Source organism: Streptomyces sp. DF42 (assembly GCF_058267695.1).
Genome location: NZ_CM177859.1, coordinates 1,477,354 through 1,495,652 on the forward strand (window position 1 = coordinate 1,477,354; position 18,299 = coordinate 1,495,652).

11 protein-coding genes and 2 pseudogenes are annotated in these 18,299 nt (G+C 66.1%); 4 read left to right on the plus strand and 9 right to left on the minus strand.

The features are described from left to right. Window positions 1-60 precede the first annotated feature (60 nt). The 7 genes and pseudogenes from ACYUED_RS06655 to ACYUED_RS06685 form a co-directional block, all read right to left on the minus strand. Entirely contained in the window at window positions 61-1,260 is a 1,200-nt protein-coding gene (locus ACYUED_RS06655) for a cytochrome P450 (protein WP_491294161.1), read from the minus strand. A 475-nt stretch (window positions 1,261-1,735) separates the two neighbouring features. Beyond that, window positions 1,736-3,253: a hypothetical protein gene (locus tag ACYUED_RS06660; RefSeq protein WP_491291376.1), complete on the minus strand. Its 1,518-nt coding sequence runs from the start codon at window positions 3,251-3,253 to the stop codon at window positions 1,736-1,738. Between the two features lie 16 nt (window positions 3,254-3,269). After that, a complete protein-coding gene (locus tag ACYUED_RS06665; RefSeq protein ID WP_491291377.1) occupies window positions 3,270-4,625 on the minus strand; it encodes a cytochrome P450 in 1,356 nt (451 codons plus the stop codon). A 4-nt stretch (window positions 4,626-4,629) separates the two neighbouring features. After that, window positions 4,630-5,250 (minus strand): ATP-binding protein, encoded by a 621-nt coding sequence (locus ACYUED_RS06670; RefSeq protein ID WP_491291378.1) that lies wholly within the window; start codon window positions 5,248-5,250, stop codon window positions 4,630-4,632. A 76-nt stretch (window positions 5,251-5,326) separates the two neighbouring features. Then, window positions 5,327-5,995, minus strand: a pseudogene (locus ACYUED_RS06675) (helix-turn-helix domain-containing protein); the annotation flags it as partial. Window positions 5,996-6,179: 184 nt separating this feature from the next. Beyond that, window positions 6,180-6,338 (minus strand): annotated as a pseudogene (locus ACYUED_RS06680) (IS3-like element IS3502 family transposase); the annotation flags it as partial. 19 nt (window positions 6,339-6,357) lie between these two features. Next, complete coding sequence (locus ACYUED_RS06685) at window positions 6,358-6,582, minus strand: transposase (RefSeq protein ID WP_491294163.1); 225 nt, start codon at window positions 6,580-6,582, stop codon at window positions 6,358-6,360. A 291-nt stretch (window positions 6,583-6,873) separates the two neighbouring features. On the opposite strand from ACYUED_RS06685, the gene ACYUED_RS06690 reads away from it, so the two are divergent. The 4 genes from ACYUED_RS06690 to ACYUED_RS06705 all read left to right on the plus strand — a co-directional run bounded on the left by ACYUED_RS06690 (window position 6,874) and on the right by ACYUED_RS06705 (window position 12,670). Continuing rightward, window positions 6,874-7,407, plus strand: coding sequence for a bifunctional DNA primase/polymerase (locus tag ACYUED_RS06690; RefSeq protein ID WP_491291297.1), 534 nt, complete (start codon window positions 6,874-6,876; stop codon window positions 7,405-7,407). A 555-nt stretch (window positions 7,408-7,962) separates the two neighbouring features. Then, window positions 7,963-8,346, plus strand: coding sequence for an XRE family transcriptional regulator (locus ACYUED_RS06695; protein WP_491291379.1), 384 nt, complete (start codon window positions 7,963-7,965; stop codon window positions 8,344-8,346). 248 nt (window positions 8,347-8,594) lie between these two features. Beyond that, a complete protein-coding gene (locus tag ACYUED_RS06700) occupies window positions 8,595-11,861 on the plus strand; it encodes a glycoside hydrolase family 3 C-terminal domain-containing protein (RefSeq protein ID WP_491291380.1) in 3,267 nt (1,088 codons plus the stop codon). Between the two features lie 206 nt (window positions 11,862-12,067). Further along, window positions 12,068-12,670 (plus strand): helix-turn-helix domain-containing protein, encoded by a 603-nt coding sequence (locus ACYUED_RS06705; RefSeq protein ID WP_491291381.1) that lies wholly within the window; start codon window positions 12,068-12,070, stop codon window positions 12,668-12,670. A 701-nt stretch (window positions 12,671-13,371) separates the two neighbouring features. On the opposite strand, the gene ACYUED_RS06710 is transcribed toward ACYUED_RS06705, so the two are convergent. Together ACYUED_RS06710 and ACYUED_RS06715 are read right to left on the minus strand one after the other, a co-directional pair. Further along, window positions 13,372-14,616: a S8 family serine peptidase gene (locus ACYUED_RS06710; RefSeq protein WP_491291382.1), complete on the minus strand. Its 1,245-nt coding sequence runs from the start codon at window positions 14,614-14,616 to the stop codon at window positions 13,372-13,374. Window positions 14,617-14,681: 65 nt separating this feature from the next. Then, a complete protein-coding gene (locus ACYUED_RS06715) occupies window positions 14,682-17,996 on the minus strand; it encodes a right-handed parallel beta-helix repeat-containing protein (protein ID WP_491291383.1) in 3,315 nt (1,104 codons plus the stop codon). Window positions 17,997-18,299: the final 303 nt, after the last annotated feature.

Consider the following 18,299-nt stretch of genomic DNA (forward strand, 5'->3'; position numbering starts at 1 on the left):
GCCCGCCGAATTATGTCGAACCCGGGCATCAGGGCCACGACGCCTGCCAGGTCATCGCGGTCACCACCCCACTGGCATGACACGCGGCCCACGTAGCAGCTTGGTGGTCCTCCATACGATGTCGCCGACCGTATGCAACCGTGGGAAACGGTAGATGAGGGCGCCGAGCGCCTCCTGGAGTTCCAGGCGGCCGAGCGGTGCGCCCAGGCAGTGGTGGATGCCGTGCCCAAACCCGACGTGCTGGTTGTGCTGCCGGGTGATGTCAAGGGTACCGGGGGCGGAGAAGCGCAGCGGGTCGTGGTTGGCGGCACCGAGCGCGACGAGCACCGGGGTCCCTGCGGCGACCGGCGTGCCGCCCACCATCACATCCTCGGTGGCGTAACGAGCCCTCTCGGCTCCAATACTGACCGGGACAAACCGCAGCAGCTCCTCGACGGCTCCCGGCAGTAGGGCCGGATCGGCTCGCAGGGCGGCCAGCTGGGTCGGGTTTTCCAGCAGAGTGAGCACGAAATTGGGGAGCTGGACCACGGTGGTCTCGTAGCCCGCAACGAGGATGCCGATGCACAGGTCGACCAGCTCAGGTTCGGAGAGCCGGTCTCCCTCGTCGCGCGCGTTGATGAGCGCCGTCATGAGGTCGTCGCGCGGATCCTGCCGGTGAGCGGCAATCAACTCTCTTATGTATGAACGCAGTTCCTCCATGTTAGCGTCGAACTCGACGGCGGTGAGTGAGCTGGTCGACAAGGCGGCGTCGCTCCAGACCCCGAACCTGGCCCGGTCCTCGGTGGGCACGCCCAGCAGTCGGCAGATCACCGAGATCGGCAGCGGCAGCGCGTAGTCGCCAACGAGGTCGGCCGGTTGACCGGATGCCTCCATGTCGTCCAGCAATTCACCGCACAACCGCCGTACCCCGGGCCGGAGTTTCTCTACCTGGCGGACGGTGAACGCCTTGGCCACCAGGGACCTCAGACGGGTATGGTCCGGCGGGTCCATGGTCAGGATGTTCAGGATGCCGCTTATCACGCGGCCTTCGGATTGTCGTGGCTCGTCGCGGTCAATGGCGACGGCCCGGCTGAAGCGTCGGTCGCTGAGCACCAGCCGGGCGTCCTCGTATCGGGTCACCAGGAAAGCGGGCTCACCGTACGGCAACCGGACGCGCAGCAGGCCCGATTGGCCCCTGACCTGCTCGTATTCCTCGGCAAGCCGGAGTCCGCGGGGGCAGTTGAAGGGATACGCGATCGGACTTTCGTCAGCTGTGGTCACAGCTACCTCCAGAATGTGGTGCGCATAGGCAAACATACGAGCGCCCTCGGCGCCGGTCATACCGGTAGCGGCCCGTGGGCTCGTCCAGGCTGATCGACGGCATTCCGCCAGCTTTTCGGAACCAACGCGGCCCCAGTCGGGCGGATACCCCGCACGCGAGAGCGGCCTCCTCGCTGGACATCAGACACTTACGCCCCCACTAACGTGACAACACCCTCGGAAGGCTCGGCCCTCACCGCTGCCCGCAGCGAGGACCCATCCGGGCTTCCGTGCTTAAGCTCCTTGAACTCGCCGAGGAAGAGGACTCGCGCATCGCTCACCAGCAGAGGCTAGAACATCCCCTTGTCCGCGATCGACCGAGATCTCAAACGCGGTCTCAGGTGACGTCCACCGTTCTCGCGCACACGCCGGTTATCGGCGGCAGCCCGTCACTTTGTCTAATAATCAACGCTCCATTTAGGAACGACAAAATAGATCAAACAAGGTAGGGATCCCACTCGGCGGTCGGACCCGTGTAGCGGGCGGCCGGGTCGGCTGCCCACCACACCCGGTCGGACAGCGCGAGAATGGTGTAGACAGCCATTCGGTCTACGCATGTGCAGTCATCGGCGGCCTTGCGCCAGTATCCCGCCTCCAGGTGTGCGGTGCGCTCCTGCCAACTTGCCTGGTCGTAGCCGCGGCATCCGACACACTGCGCGAAATGCTCCAGACACTGGTTGAGAAGCCGATCGTAAGCTGCTTTATTCCGGCAGGTGTCACGGATCGAGTAGTTCTCTGGAAAATCGGCGCGGGGAGCGGGACTCATCCGATTGAGAATGACGTCCGCGTACGGGGCGAGCCCAGCGGAGGCTGAGGTCTCAGGCGCGCCGAGATAATCCAGCAGCATCGAGGATTGATACCGCGTCACATAGACGTTCCATATCAACATCCGGCCCGACAGGAGAAGCGGCCACTTCATGCCCTGGTCTATAGACCACGCCCACAGGTCGACACAGAACCGACGCACTGGCCTCACGCATTCGGCCTGATTATACCCTGCCAACAGGGTGAAGAAGTTATAGCTCTCGTTGGCGAGGTTGTCATGGCGACGATCGCATGCATCATGCATGACCATACAGGCGAACCCGACCGCCTCTACCAGATGTTCGTTAATGGCGGAATTGGGTCGTTCCAGCGCTGTGAGTAGAGACAGAGGGCGGGCTGCCGAGTTGAGGATGCGGTAACGAATACTGCGCTGCTCATCGTCACCCATGTTGATATGCGTGGCCTTCGGATGCAGCACATCCAAGTAGAGCGCCTGCAGGCACGCCAGCCAGCTGTCCATTACGGCGCATTCCCGCGTCCGGGGACCATGTCGCAGCGCATGATTGATGTAGTCCACCATGGCCTGTCGGCTATCTTTGGCTATAATTGAGAGCCTGTCGGCGAAGTGATAGTAATCAAAGGGCGCCCCAAACGTGCATGCTACACCTGCGCCGTGAACACATTCCTGACAGACTTTGGTCTGGTCGACCAAAGACCAGCCAAAGCCGTACAACTGCTCGGCCACACCTCGCCAGTAATCGGTGGACGGTACAGCGAAAAACCGCTTGAACACTGTGAGGATAGGCTCGTGGACACTGGTGAGAGCCAGCCGTTCCGGAGCGTCGGTAGCCAGCCGGACAGTATCCGGCAACGTTATTCGGCGCGCGTGGGCTTCGGCGGAGTTTTCCGCCAAGGCGATTCCTCTAGCCGGTGTGTCATAGGTGCCAATCGGACACTGCGGGTCTAGGAGTCTGGCCCCCATATCCGGGCCCCACTGCTGGCGAAGTTCAGGAATCCGGTCAACATCGGCCTGAAGCCGATCCGCGAGGCCCTCCCCTCCGGAGAAAAGATCTGAGCCGAACAACGCGGTGTTCGTGCGCGGTCGGACGGCTTGTGAGGTACGTGTGTCTCGCGCATGAACTTTGCCTGCTGCATCCGAAGTCGATTCCGGTGTGCCATGGATGGTCACGATAGGATCCTTAGGTTCATCGGTTTCCCTGGAGGTCACTTCGGCTGCTGACGCGCATGTGCAGTTTGCGGGGGTGGAGAACCGGAAAGGATCGGGCCGGGCGTGGATCCTGGCGGGGGAGAGTGCTCAAATCCCAGCGGCCGGCGATTGTGGCCAGAGCCAGCGTCACTTCAATGATGGCGAAGTTGTCCCCGATACATTTGCGGGCCCCTTCGCCGAAGGGGATCATCGTCCTGGGTTGTGACGCACCATATTGCGTTTTCTCCTCCCATCGGCTCGGATCGAAGGACTCGGGAGCGGGATGGACGTCCGGGCGATGATGCAGGAGGTATGGGCTGTAAATGACAGCGGTGCCGGCGGGCAGCTGGTATCCGCCGAGTTCGGTGTCCTCAGTGACAGTGCGGGTGAAGAGCCAGACAGGCGGCCGTATCCTCAGGGTTTCTGTGATAATCTGGCGAGCATATTTAAGCTGGGGCAGATCGGTATAGCGAGCGGGTCGGCCTGCCAATACCGTGTCAATCTCAGTATGCAGCTGACGAGCAACATCAGGATTGCGGTCAAGCATGTACAAGGCCCACGTCAGCGCATTGGCGCTGGTTTCGGTGCCTGCTATGTAGAATGTTGCGACTTGGTCGTAGATTTCTGAATCAGTCAGACCTTGATCGTCGCTCTCGCTGTCGCCGACGGTCAACATGGACGTGAGAAGGTCCTCGCGGTCGGAGGCTTGGCTGCGACGCTCGGCTATAACTGTGCCGAGATTTCCACGCAAGCGAATTTTAGCGCGACGGAAGGACCGATTGCCGAGTCGTCGAATCGGATTCGGCATCACCGTTCGCCAAAATATATTGCTGAAGATGGTATCCAGGTCGTCGACTATCTGATGCAGAGGAAGATTGGATGTTCTCGAGGAGAACAGCGTCTCGGCGAGGATGGCTGACGAGAGCTTGTGCATCTCGCGGACTACGTCAAAAACCTGCCCATCGCTCCAGGAGTTAACGACCGTGGTTATCTGCTCAGTCATCATATCCGCGTATCCGGGCAGACGATCGCGATTAAACGCAGGCTGCAGTAGCCGACGCTGGCGGCGGTGAGCAGAGTACGGGCAGGTGACCAGACCGTTGCCTCCCACTTCTCTGCCTCGGTCGAAAATCGGTCCGCCCTTATCGAAGATACGGTCGTGGCGCAACACGTGTTTGATCAACTCCGGATCGCACACCACAACCAAGGTCATGGGACCCAGCGAGATCCGGACCAAATCACCGTGAACGGGAAGGGTGGATATGAACGTCAACGGGTCACGCAGCAGTTGGTGCGCGTGTCCGACCAGTGGCAAGCGGCCATGAGCGATAGGGATCGAGGTAACAGGCGCCATAGCATTAACCATTCACGAGGTTGACGATGGTTGATGAGGACGGTTGAAGATGACCAGGGATGCTGGTCGCCTCACTTGGTCCGACGGTCAACAAAGTGGGGAATCTGGGGAGCGGACAGCGACGAATTGAGGGCCCGGCGACCGAAGGTCCGTCGGCCTCGCCGGTGGTTGCCCATGCGCCTTCCGCTGAGGCCGGTCCGCCGTCGGCGACCTCCACGCGCAGCTGCTGGCGGTCGGGCTCGCGGTTCAGGCGCACGGTGAGCGGAGGTTGTGCGTGTTCGACGGCGTTGGCGATCAGCTCGGACACCACCCGCAGCGCGGCCTCGGCGGCCTCCTCGTCCACCTTCCGGTCGTCGAGAAGTGCGGCGGCGATCTCACGTGCGATACCGGGCGCGTGCGGATCGTGAGCAAGTGGCCACATGACGTCATCGATCGCCTCACGCCGGCACGGCGTGATCAGTGACCCCCGTACCGGCGTTCCCCGTCCATCCCCAATGCCGGTTGCTACAGCGCCAGGCTGGTATCTGGTGGCGCCACCGGACTGTTCGGTGAGACCGCCGTACGTTGCGTACATGATGATCACTTCCTGCTCTACCGGTTCCTCTCCTTCACCCTGCGCCTCCACCAGTCACCGCACCTCGGTGGGATTACCGACGTAGCTGCGTATTTCGCTGTCACGTCCCCTTACACAACCCGCATGCGAAGGTGTGGGCCCGCTGCCAGAAGGCAGTGGCGGTTTCCTTCTTCTCGTCCGCGTGGAACTCGCTGTAGGCGAGGCGGGAGTGGTCATCGACGGCGGTGTGCAGGTAGCTGTAGCCGAGGTTGGGGCGGCCGTGGACGGTGCGGGGGCGGGCGGGGTCGCGGTGGGCGGAGCTGTTGCGGCCGCCCTTGGCTCTGCCGTGGATCCTGTGTCCGCCGCCGTCGGGGATGTTGCCCAGCTTCTTGATGTCGACGTGGACCAGTTCGCCGGGCCGCTGTCGTTCGTAGCGGCGCACGACGCGGCCCGTGGCCCGGTCCAGGTGGGGCAGGCGGGCCAGGTCGTAGCGGGCAAGGACGCGGTGCACGGTGGAGGGCACCAGGTGCAGCAGGTGCGCGATGCGGGCCGGTCCCCACCGGCGCAGCAAGCGGACCTTGATGATGCGGCGCTCGGTGCGTGACGGGGTGCGGTGCGGGCTGGTGCGCGGACGGCTGGAGCGGTCGGCCATGCCTGCCCCGCCGAGCCGGCGGTAGCGGTCGGCCCACCGCTGGGCAGTGGTCGGCGAGACCTGGAAGCGTTCCGCGGCCCGCCGCAGGGGCCAGCCGTCGTCCACGACGCAGCGGGCCAGGCGCAGGCGTCCGGTCTCGGTCAGGGGTGCATTACGGTGGGGCACGAGGGCCTTTCTGTTGGTGTAGACGTCGCAATCCACACCGAACCGGAAGGCCCTCACCTGTTCAAGATCCCTCAACCGAGACCTAGCTCACCCGTCCACAACCTCCCCGGACAGAACTGGACCGCACGGATCTCCTCGGCCAGGACCCGGTCCTGTCGCTGCCGGGTGGCCCGGGCCTCGGCGCCGGCGAGCCACTTGTAGTAGCTGGACCGGTTCACGTCCAGGACCTGGCAGAGCCGCTTCATCTCGTAGGTGTCCCGGTGGTCGTCAACGAACTGGAAGCGGCTGATCACCAGTTCGTCCCCCCGGCGAAATACTTGGCCGCCTTGCGGAGGATGTCCCGCACGGTGGCGAGCTTGCGCTCACTCGCCTCGAGCTCGGCCACCCATGGCCTCCAGCTGCCGCACCCGCTCGTCCGAATCAGCGGACGCAACGGCCTCCCGAGGTCGGGCGGCCGACTTCGTAGCTGCGGCGGTGACACCGCGGCGTTCACGGTCCCGCAGCACCCACGAGCGCAGCGTCGCCCGGTTGACGCCCAGGTCGGCAGCGATGCTCTTGTACGTCGCCCCGGGCGTGGACTCGTACAGTCATGCCCCGGGGGGACATCTAGTCTGCCCATTCGGCCCATCAGTTGACTGATTGCTCAGAAGATCGTCTTGGGCGCCATATGGTTTTGTTCGTTCGGTCGCCCCCAGGCTCATCCCCCCGTCCGGGAGGCGGCCGGTCGGCCTCCCCGGGATCTCACCCCCGACCCTGGGAGGCCGAATTCCCCGGAGGCCAGGCGTCTCTCGCCAACTGCCCAGTCAGAGGTTGCGGCACGAGTCTGTTGGTGCGGAAGCCGGAGGGGCCACCGAACCGCGCTGACCGAGGTGACTGACATGGAGTGGATGACCAGGAGGGGAATCGAGTGGCTGTCCGCTGCTGCCGACGACCCTGAGACGTGCCGCGCGACGTGGGCCGACAATCCGCGCCGACTCTACCTGCTGCCGACAGGGCGCCTCTTCGACGTGGTGATGATCAGTTGGCGTATCGGCCTGGAGGCCTTCGATCAACTGGCGCGTCGAGAGGCGCCGATCGGTCCCGTCATGATGGATCACGAATCGCAACGAGTGGGTTTCTTCCTCGACACATGCCGGGGCGAACAATTCGCAGCAGCCCTCTCCCGGGAAACCGACACACCGCCGCCCTACGAGTACCTCAGCGAGAACTCCTTCGTTGTCGCGCCCGGTCCTGTTCCCATGTCCGGAGACCGGTACCAGTGGCTCCGGGCGCCCATGCTCCCGCCGGAGGCGCGTCCGGTGTGCGTGGCAGCGCTCGCAGCGGTCTTCGTTGCCGCCGCCGACCTGATCGCTCGTGCTGATAGTTACGGCGAGCAGTACAGCGCTCCAGCGATGGTGCGGAGCACGTTATGAAGGCACAGCGCTCGATGCCCGGGGGACAGTAGGAGCGCGAAGATGCTGCCCCGGTGGTCGTTGTGGGGCAGCGGCGGATGCCACGCGGCCCGGGGCGCCACGGCAGCTCTGCCGGGGCATACAGATTGCAGCGACGCGGTGGAGGACTTCCCGCACCTACGAGTCGATGTGAACGCCTTCGGGTACGGATTCATCGAACTCGCCGCATTTCGACGGAGATTGCCGAGCCCTTCCTGGCAGCCGCGGCCAGACCGGGGCACCGGCCTCGCCGAGTCGATCGGGCCACGGCTCGGAGTGCTCGGTGGCAAGGTCGTGATGGCCGCGCCAACGTGAGGCTACCCGCATTGAGCTCCAACCCCCTCCATCGAGGTCACAGGGCCGCGCACAGCCTTGACGCAGGATCCCCGGTGCGACGAGAGCCGCGACCAGGAGCGCGGCCCGAGGTCGCATTGGTCACGAACGCATGTCCACATAAGCAAGGGAGCAAGGAAGCAAGCAGTGAATCGACCGCCGTTCTCCGGAGACAGTGCCCTGTCAGCACGGCAGAAACTGGGCATGTCGCACCAGCAGGTGGCCCAGCAAATGACCGTGCTCCGATCTCCCGTTTCTACCGAATGGATAATAGCCTGGGAGGGCGGTGCCCACCGTCCCACCGAAACGGAACTTTTCGCCCTGGCGGATGTGCTGTGGTGCCGGGCCACCGAATTGATGGGCATCGAGGAGCCTCGTACTCTGGCAGAGTATCGGCTCGCCCGACAGTTCAGCGTGCAGAGGCTGGCCCAATCCATCGGAATGGATTCCTCTGAATACATTCAAGCTGAGAGGCAGAACCAGTGGCCGGGGAACCGGCACCAAACGCTGGGCCTTCTGCGTGCGTTGAACATCTCCTTCCGCCAGTTGACGGAGGCCACGATTCCTCCTTCGCGGCGCGGAAGCTGAGATGGAATCGCATCTACCCGAAGAGGTCAAACGGGCCCCAGCAACAGAAGCGAGTGAAACGGACGGCGGCATCGGGGTGCCGCCTGGCCGCAAAGTTCATATAGAACCCGAAGCGCACTAAACCGGGGCAGCAATAATAGCCGCTTTTCGGAATGAACCTATGTAACGCCCTCTCACAACTCATTGCACTGCCGTCAGCCCGTCAACCTGCAGCGCCGGCAGATATGTCCCAGAAATGAGAATCTGTCATGCATATACCATCTTTTATTAGGTCATGGCCTCCATCTGGTCGGATGGGGGCCATGCTGGTTGCGCTCGTGACCGCGTCGGCCTCGCTGACGGCCTCTCCGGCCGCTGCTTCCACGTCTGCCGCTTCGGCGGCGTGTCCGTGGGTCGGCTCCAGTGCCCCGATCTCCCAGCGGGTCAGTCAACTGCTGTCCAAGATGAGCGCGACGCAGGAGGTGACCCTGCTCACCGGCGCCCAAGGCTCCAGCTACGTCGGCTTCACGCCCGGGATCGGGTCACTGTGCATCCCGGCGATGAATCTGGAGGACGGCCCGGCCGGCCCCGGAGACAATCTGACCGGTGTCACCCAGATGCCGGCCCCGGTCGCGGTTGCGTCCACTTGGGACACCACCGCCGAGCAGCGTTACGGCCAAGTGGTCGGTTCCGAGCAGGCCGCCAAGGGCACCACCGTGCACCTGGGCCCGACCATCAACATCATGCGGGACCCACGCTGGGGCCGGGCCTTCGAAACGGCCGGCGAGGACCCCTACCTCAACGGCGCCCTCGGCGCCGCCAACATCCAGGGCGTGCAGTCCACCGGCGTGATGGCACAGGTCAAGCACCTGGCCGTCTACAACCAGGAGACCAACCGCAACACCCCCTCCGACAACGCCATCGTCGACCCCAGAACGCTGCAGGAGATCTACCTGCCGGCGTTTCAAACCGACGTACAACAAGGCGGCGCGTCGTCGGTCATGTGCTCCTACAACACCATCAACGGCACCTCTGCCTGCGAGAACCCGGCCATCCTCAAGACGGCCCTGCGCCAGCAGTTCGGCTTCAAGGGCTTCGTGACGTCGGACTGGTGGGCAACCCACTCCACCGCCGCCTCCGCCAACGCGGGACTGAACCAGGACATGCCGGGCGATGACGGCTACTACGGCGGCGCCCTGGCCGCCGCGGTCTCCGGCGGGCAGGTGTCCAAGGCAACCCTGGACACGCTCACCTCTCAGGTGCTGACGCAGATGTTCGCCTTCGGGCTGTTCGACAGGCCGGCCGACGGTTCTCCCGAACAGCCTGCCACCAACTCCGCACACGTTACCGCCGCCAAGCAGCTGTCGGCGGAAGGCAGCGTCCTACTCAAGAATGATGGTTCGCTGCCGTTCGGCTCTGCAGTCTCCTCGATTGCGGTCATCGGCGCCGATGCCACTACCGGTGCCGCTCAGCCGACCCAAACCTCGCCGTACTACCCGCAGACCACCGGCGGCGGCAGTGCCTACGTGACATCCAGCGGTACCGTCACACCCCTGCAGGGCATCACCAATCGTGCGGGCGCCGGGATCAAGGTCAGCTACAAAGACGGCTCCGACACCAGTGCGGCCGCGTCCCTGGCCGCCTCATCGTCAGTCGCCGTGGTGTTCGTCAGCCTGTGGGAGGGCGAGGGCTTCGGAGGAGGCGGCGATCTGCAGAACATCAGCCTCTCGGATTCCGACAACGCGCTGATCTCGGCTGTGGCCGCCAAGAACCCGCACACCGTCGTGGTGCTCAACACGGGTTCGGCAGTTGCCATGCCCTGGCTGGACTCCGCTACACCGCCGGCGGCTGTTCTGGAGGCCTGGTACCCCGGCCAGGAGGACGGCAACGCCATCGCTGAGCTGCTGTTCGGCGACGTCAACCCCTCCGGGCACCTGCCGGTCACCTTCCCCAAGAGCCTCGGGGACGTACCCGCGAACACCACGGCGCAGTGGCCCGGAAGCAACGGCACCGTCCAGTACTCAGAAGGCCTCAAAGTCGGCTACCGCTGGTACGACGCCCAGGGCATCACGCCCAGGTTCCCCTTCGGGTACGGCCTGTCCTACACCAACTTCTCGTTCAGCAACCTGCGGGTTGGAAACCTGAACAAGGGCGGCGCGGCCACGGTCACCGCCACCGTGACGAACACCGGCTCCCGTGAAGGCGCCGACGTAGCCCAGCTGTACGTCACCGACCCGGCCGCTTCCGGGGAACCGGCCAAGCACCTCGAAGGCTTCACTCGCGTCGACCTGGCCCAAGGCCAGAGCAAGACCGTCACCTTCCAGCTCACCCAGCGCAACTTGCAGCACTGGAACACCAGCACCTCCGGGTGGACCACGGACACCGGCAACTACACCATCTCCGTCGGCGACTCCGAGCGGAGTCTGCCCCTGAGCGGCACGCTGACGGTCAGCTCCGGTCAGCTTGGCCAGCCCGTCAGCCTCACCAACCCCGGCCCGCAGGAGGGCATCGCCGGCACCGCCGTCACCCTGCCCGCCAGCGCCAGCGACAGCACCAGCGGCCAGACGCTGTCCTACTCGGCCACCGGGTTGCCCGCCGGAACCTCGATCTCCGCCTCCACCGGTGCCATCACCGGTACACCCACCACCGCCGGCACCAGCACTGTCACCATCACCGCACAGGACGGCACCGGCGCGTTCGCGACCGCCAGTTTCACCTGGACCGTGACCCGCTCCGGTTCCGGAATCCCCAGCACACCACTGCTCGGCTATCAGGGCCTGTGCCTGGACCTGGCGAACGACGACAACACCAACGGCACCAAGGTGCAGATCTGGGACTGTAACGGCACCAACGGCCAGCAGTGGACCGAGAATCCCGACGGCACCGTCCGTGCCGACGGCAAGTGCCTGGACATCAAGAACGACAGCGGGATCACCAACGGCAGCCTGGTGCAACTGTGGGACTGCACGGGGGGATCCAACCAGGTCTGGCAGCCTCAGCCCAACGGCGAACTGATGAACCCGCAGACCGGCATGTGCCTCGACGACACCGGCTCGTCCAGCACCCCCGGCACCCAGGTGCAGGTCTGGGGCTGCTCCGGCAAGCAGAACCAAATGTGGGTCTCCCCGGCCAGCTCGCCCAGTCGGGTGATCAGTTTGCGGGCACACGCCAACGGCGAGTACGTCACCGCGGACAACGCCGGTACCTCCCCGCTCATCGCCAACCGCACCTCGATCGGCACCTGGGAAGAGTTCGACGAGATCAACGACGGCAACGGCAACGTCACGCTGCGCGCCCATGCGAACAACCAGTACGTCACCGCGGACAACGCCGGTACCTCCCCGCTCATCGCCAACCGCTCGTCAGCGGGGTGGTGGGAGACGTTCAAACTCACCCACAACTCCGACGGCAGCATCAGCCTCCGCGCCCTGGCCAACAACGAGATCGTCACGGCCGACAACGCCGGAGCCAGCCCGCTGATCGCCAATCGCACGTCCATCGGCACGTGGGAGGAGTTCGATCTGATCACCGACTGAGCCGCGGCGGACCCCGATCCCGGGATCCGGCCGCACACGAAGTACTGCCGTGGGTGAGGGTCCCCTCGTACCGTGTAGTCCCTGATGCCGGGGGAAGTACGGGGGCTCGTCCACGAAAGGCAGCTCCTCGTGCTCGATTCCGCTTTCGGTGGGTATAGCTGCTGGTAGCGGGGTGGTTGCGGGTGCTCGGGGGCGGGTGCTGAGTCATGGTGCTGAGGGCACGGCCGGGCCGTGACGAGGGCGAGCAAGTGGTGGTCCACCGCCTGGCGGCTGCCAGGAAGGCGCCGAAGGTTCTGGTGGAGCGGTGCCGGATGGTCGAGCTGAGCTGGGACGGCTGGCTGGTCCCGCAGATCGCAGACGAGCTCAGGTGCAGTCAGAAGACGGTGCGCCGCTGGCTGCACCGCTTCAACCGCTCGGGGCTTGAGGGCCTGGAGGATCTGGGCGGGCAGGGCCGCAAGCGAAGGATCACCGAGGCCGAACGCTCCCGGATCATCGCGATGGTCAAGCAGACCCCGCCGGGTCGGCTGGAGGTGCAGCCGTCGAACAAGATGTGGGCCGCGGACGAGTCGGGGCCCTCGGAGTGGACCTTGGACACACTGACGGCAGCGGCCCGGGACCTGGGCATCGAGGTCAGTCGCTCCCAGGTGCGCCGGATCCTGCTGGCCGAGCGTGTGCGCTGGCGGCGCACGCGCTCGTGGACGCGCTCAAGAGATGCGGACTTCGAGGGAAAAGGACGCGGATCGTCGAGCTCTGCACCAGCCCGCCCGCCGGCGCGACGGTCGTCTGTGCCGACGCGCTCGGCCCGGTGATCCCGCGCACCTTCCCGCCGGCACCGGGCATGTCACCGGACGGACACCGCATCAAGAACGAGATCGATTACTCCCGCGGCCGGAGAAAACCTGGGTCTACGGCGGCATACGGGTCCTCGACGGCCAGGAGCTGACGATGACCGCCAGCTCCCGCAACAGCGCCTTCTACCAGCAGTTCCTCCAGCTGGTCGAGGACGCCAACCCCGCCGGGGACATCTGGATCGTCACCGACAACCCGTCCAGCCACAACAGCCTGTCCACCCGGACCTGGCTCGAGGACCACCCCCGCATCAGGCACGTGTTCATCCCGGTCGGCGCCTGCTGGCTCAACCTCCAAGAGGCTGGTGGCGCATCTTCCGCAAGACCGCCCTGGCCGGACGCTCCTTCGGCGACCGCGACCACATCACCCACGCCACCGAAGTGGCCACAGCCCAGATCCACGCCCGGGCCCGACCGTGGATCTGGGGCAGACCCGCACCACCCACCAGGCGATTACGCCGCCGCTATGTGTACTTCCTTTGAGGAACGCAGCACTAGCTAGGCCGCCGGGAGTTGACTGTCTCGGGCCATTGGCCCTGAAGCTCTGCCTCTTCGTACGCTGCACCGGGCGCGGGCGCCTCGGGATTGGCGCACCGGGCGGAAGGCTCCCAGCGGTTGTGTGAAGCTGGTCGATTCGCTCTCGGGACCGGTGCTATCTCCCGTCAGCCCGCCGTCGATCCTTTGTCCCCGGCCGGGCGCCATCGGCGGGCGCGGCCCTTCGGGGCGGCGACGGCGACCCAGGCGATCACCAGGATAAGACCGATGCCCAAACCCGTCAGTACCAGCGCGCGTCGCGTCGCGCGGGTACCGGCCTCGTCCGTCTCCAGACGCACGAGCCGGTGAGCTTCAGCCTGCGCCGACCGGCTGGGGTGGGCCCCCGGCACAGAGGTGAGCGCGCCGTACGGGTCGAGCCGGGGGATGTCCGCGGGATATGCGGTCGTGATGAGCCTTCGGGCCGTCTCGGCTGCGGATAGCCCGGGATTGGCGGACCGGACCAGGGCTGCTGTCGCGGCGGCGTAACCCGCGGCGAAAGACGGTCCGGAACCGATGAAGTGGCCTCGGCCCCTGGGACCGATACCGAGCACGCCATCACCCGGTGCGGCGAGGTCGGTATGCCGAGGCGTGTACGCGGCCTGCGGGCGCCGGCCCTGCACGTCGACGTCGACCACGGACAGGACCCCGGGTTCAGACGCCGGCCAGTAGTCCTTAGGCGGAGGGGCGGAGGAGGTGCCGTCGCGGGGTGCGTCGGGCACCGCGGCGGCCACGATCAGGGCGCCGTGGCGGGCGGCGTAGGAGACCGCGTCGTGGAGCGTGGAGGAACTCCGCGTCAGAGCCGGGGACACTTCGATGACCTGGGCCCCGGCGTCCACGGCCGCCCGGATTCCGTTCGCGACCGTGTTGTCGGTCGCTGTCCCCCTCTGGTCCGTGCCCCGCACGGCCACGATGTGCGCTTGCCCGGCCGCTCCGGAAAAGCCGACGCCGTCCACGGGGGCTGCGGCGATCAGCCCGGCCACGAATGTTCCGTGACCCACGCAGTCCTCGTCGGCCCCGCCCACCGCGGTGACGCGGCCCGTCAGTGCGGGAGCCTTGATCGAGACCCCGGTGTCGACGACGGCCACCGTCACGCCGGCGCCGGTACTGAACTGTCGTGTCCTGGTCAGCTGCAGACTCTGTTGCTCCCAGGGCATCGCCTTCACCACCGTGGCGGAGCCGCCGGTGCAGGCGGCCGAAGCTGCCAGCTGGGACGGCATCACGGGCAGTCGTACGGCGTCAGTGGACGCCACACCGGCCTCGGCTGCCGGCGCGATCACGCCGGTGGACGCGGAAAGGAGGGTAGCAACAGCCAGCAACGCGTAGCGGAGCCTGGGGCGGCGCATGATGTCCATCCAGGGAACAAGAAGGGGCATGTGGTGGCTGCGTCGACACCGGTTACCGGGTCGGAGCGGAAGGACGGGCCGTTGTGGGGTTCGGGTCACATGGGCACCACCTTCGTCTGCACGACATCCTTGGGAAGCAACAGGCGCAGGTCCTCCATCCCCGGGGCAGTCATCGCGCTCAGTCGGCCGGCCTGTCGCGTCATCATCCCTTCCAAGACCTTCCGGGCGAGCCTGGCGTTGCCGAAGGACCGGTCACGCGGAAGCGACTCGAAGTGCGAGCGCAGCACCTGGCCCGTGCCCGGCCCGCACTCGTAGCCGGCGGTGGCCGCGTGCTGGCGCACAATGGTCACCAGTTCGTCGGAGGTGTAGTCGGCGAACTCCAGCCGCCGGGAGAAGCGCGAGGAAAGGCCCGGGTTGGAGGACATGAAGCGCTCCATCTCCTCCGTGTAGCCGGCAACGATGACGACCACCTCGTCCCGGTGGTCCTCCATGAGCTTCAGCAGGGTGTCCACCGCCTCCTGCCCGAAGTCCGCCCCGGAACCCGACCCGGTGGGGGTGAGGGTGTAGGCCTCGTCGATGAACAGCACGCCGCCCAGGGCCCGTTCGAAGACTTCGCGGGTGAGCTGCGCCGTGTGACCTACGTACCGGCCAACCATGTCGGCACGGGACACCTCGACCAACTGCCCCCGCGGCAGCACGCCCAGCGAGACCAGCAGCTCGCCGTAGAGCCGCGCCACCGTGGTCTTTCCGGTGCCGGGCGGGCCGGTGAAGACCAGGTGGTGGCTGATGCGCGGCGCGGGCAGTCCCACCGCCTCCCGCTGGCGGGTGACGGACAGCAGGTTGACGAGGTCGGTGACGTCGCGCTTGACGGCCGCCAGGCCCACCAGGTCGCCCAAGCGAGCCAACGGGTCACCCTCGACGTGCCCATTGGCCTCGTCGGCGACCGCGCCAACCGCGGCCTCTCCGATATCCTCGGGAAGCAGCAGCTGAAGGTGCTGGTCGGTTATTTCCGTGAGAATGGCCAGCCGGGACGCCTGGCGGTCCACCATCTGCTCGAACACCTGGCGAGCGGCGCGGCCGTTGCCGAAAGTCGCGTCCTTCGGTACGCGCTCGAAGTGTGCGGCGAGTGCCTTCCTGGTGATGTCGTTGAGCTCGTACTGGTGCCCAAGGCACATGGTCTCGACGATCGCCACCAGTTCGGGTACCGCGTAGTTCTCAAATTCCACAGTCCGGGAGAAACGCGATGCCAGACCGGGGTTGGACGCCAGGAACGCCTCCATCTCGGCGGAGTAGCCCGCGGCAACGACGACGACGTCGTCGCGGTGGTCCTCCATGAGCTTGAGGAGTGTGTCGACGGCTTCCCTGCCGAAGTCGGCTCCGGAACCACGGCCGTCGGAGAGCAGGGTGTACGCCTCATCGATGAACAGCACACCCCCGAGAGCCCGGTTGAAGGCCTCGGTGGCCTTGATGGCGGTGCCGCCGATGACCTGCGCCACCAGATCGGCCCGCGAGACCTCGACCAGGTGCCCCGAACGCAGTGCGCCGAGTTCGGCCAGGATCGCCCCGTAGAGCCGGGCCACGGTGGTCTTGCCGGTACCGGGAGGACCCGCGAACACCAGATGGCGGCCCATCGGCGGGGCGGGCATGCCGAGCTTGGCGCGGTGCTGGGCCAGACGGGTGAGGTTGACCAGCGTACGCACCTGCTCCTTGACGTTGTCGAGGCCGATCAGGGCGTCGAGGGCGGCCAGCGGTCCATCCGTCCGAGTGAGCTGTGCGTTCTCGTCGGCCGCGCCGTTCCCGGCGGGACCGCCGGAGCCCCAGGCGTCCGGCTTTCCGTTGGCGGTGCTGGTCAGTCCCTCCACGGCGAGCCGCTCACCGGGCCGGGCCTGGACGAGCCCTCTGCCGCCGTTGTCCCGGACGGTACAGTTCACCACGGAGACCGGATCGGTGGACTCGATGCGAAGACCGTCGCCCGTGCTGCCGCTGATCTCGCAGGAGTTGAACGAGCCGCGTCCGCCGTCGGCGAGCAGGACGCCCTGCCCGCTGCTGTCGGCCACCCGCAACCGGGTGGCGGTCATCTCGCCGCCACCCTCGATGGTGACACCAGACTCCTCAGCCCCCCTGATCTCCAGATCCCGCACCGTCATGATGCCGTCGGCGCCGATCGACAAGCCGTTCTCGGAGGGCGCGAGGACCGCTCCGCCCCCGATGTAGACGTTGCCGTCGTTCTCGACCCTGATGCCGCAGCGGCCGGCCCGCTCGACGGTGCAGTCCTCCAACCGGCCCCGGCCGTCCTTCACGATCTCCACGCCGTGGCCGCGCGGCGCGTTGATGCGCGCACGCCTGACGAGCGGGTTGGCGCCCGTGCGGATGGAAACGCCGGTTCCCAGGGCGTCGGTGACATCGAGCCGGTCCAGTTCGGCGGCCGACTCCTCCTCCAGTAGCACGGCGATCGTCGCGCAGTCCCTGACGGTCAGGCCGACCAGGACGGGGGAGGCGTGTCCGCTCACCCGGACAGCGGGAGCCTCCGCCGTGTCCAGCCAGCAGTCTTCGTAGGTGCCCCGGGAGCGGTCGGTGACCAGGAGTCCGTGACTCTTGGTGCGTGCCGTACGGCAACGGCGGACCACTGGGTCACTTCCCCCGCTGACCACGATGCCGACGCCGGTGGTACCGGTGACGCGCACGTCCTCGAGTGTTGTCCTGGCCTGGCTGGCGAGTTGAACTCCCGTACTGGTGTCGTGCACCACGGTGCGCAGCACCTGGATGGTGCTGTGGCCTTCCAGGGCGACGGCGGGCTTGTCGGTCGAGGAGATGTCGCACTCCTCTACCGACCCCTGAGCCTCCCCATTGGCCAGTACGCCGTTGCCGCGGGCGTCGCGGACCGTGCAGCCTCTCAGTGCTATCCGGCCGCGTTCGCCTATGACCACTCCGGTGGTGCCGAGGTGTTCGATGGTGCAAGACTCGACGGAACTCTCCACCGCGGAGGTGACCACGACTCCGGCGCCGCCCTGATTACTGATCCGGCAGTCCCGCAGGGCCAGCGAGCCGCCGACCCGAGCCAGCAGCGCCGTCCAGGCTGAGCCGGTGATCTCGCAGCCGTGCATGGCCAACTGTCCGCGCGGCACGTCGATCACCGGCGCTTCCTCGTCGCGCCCGCGGAACACCAGGTCGGTGAGCATGACCGCTTCGGCCTTGAGTACCAGCGCGCTGCCGCGCCGCGGTGCTATCTGCACGCTGCCGCGTGACTGTTCCGCCACTATGGTGACCGGGAAGCTGATGGTCAGGCTCTCCGCGTACGTGCCGGGCGCCACACTGACGACAGCGCCGCTGCGCGCCCTGGCCAGAGCCTCACTGATCGTCCGAAAGCCGTCCGGCCGCTCCGGGCTGACCGTAAGTATCTGGCGTGACACGCGCTTTCCTCCTTCGTGTGGCCTCGTAAAGCCACGAGCCCCCGAGTGCCCTGACAGCACCATCATGCCGGGCACTGGCCTGCTCAGCTGCCCCGGTCCGGCCCAAACGACCCGCTCCTGAGATTCATCAGAGCTATGTGGTTGTTCATCGTGGCCGGCTCCCTACCGATCACACCGGAACAGGATGCCATTTCACGAGCTCTCCGCGCTCCGGGTGCGTTGGCGCATCGAGCTCATACACAAGGTAGCGAGGGGGCTCCCCGATCAGCACCGGCGTCGGCGTTTTCAGCGCCAGTCCGGCCT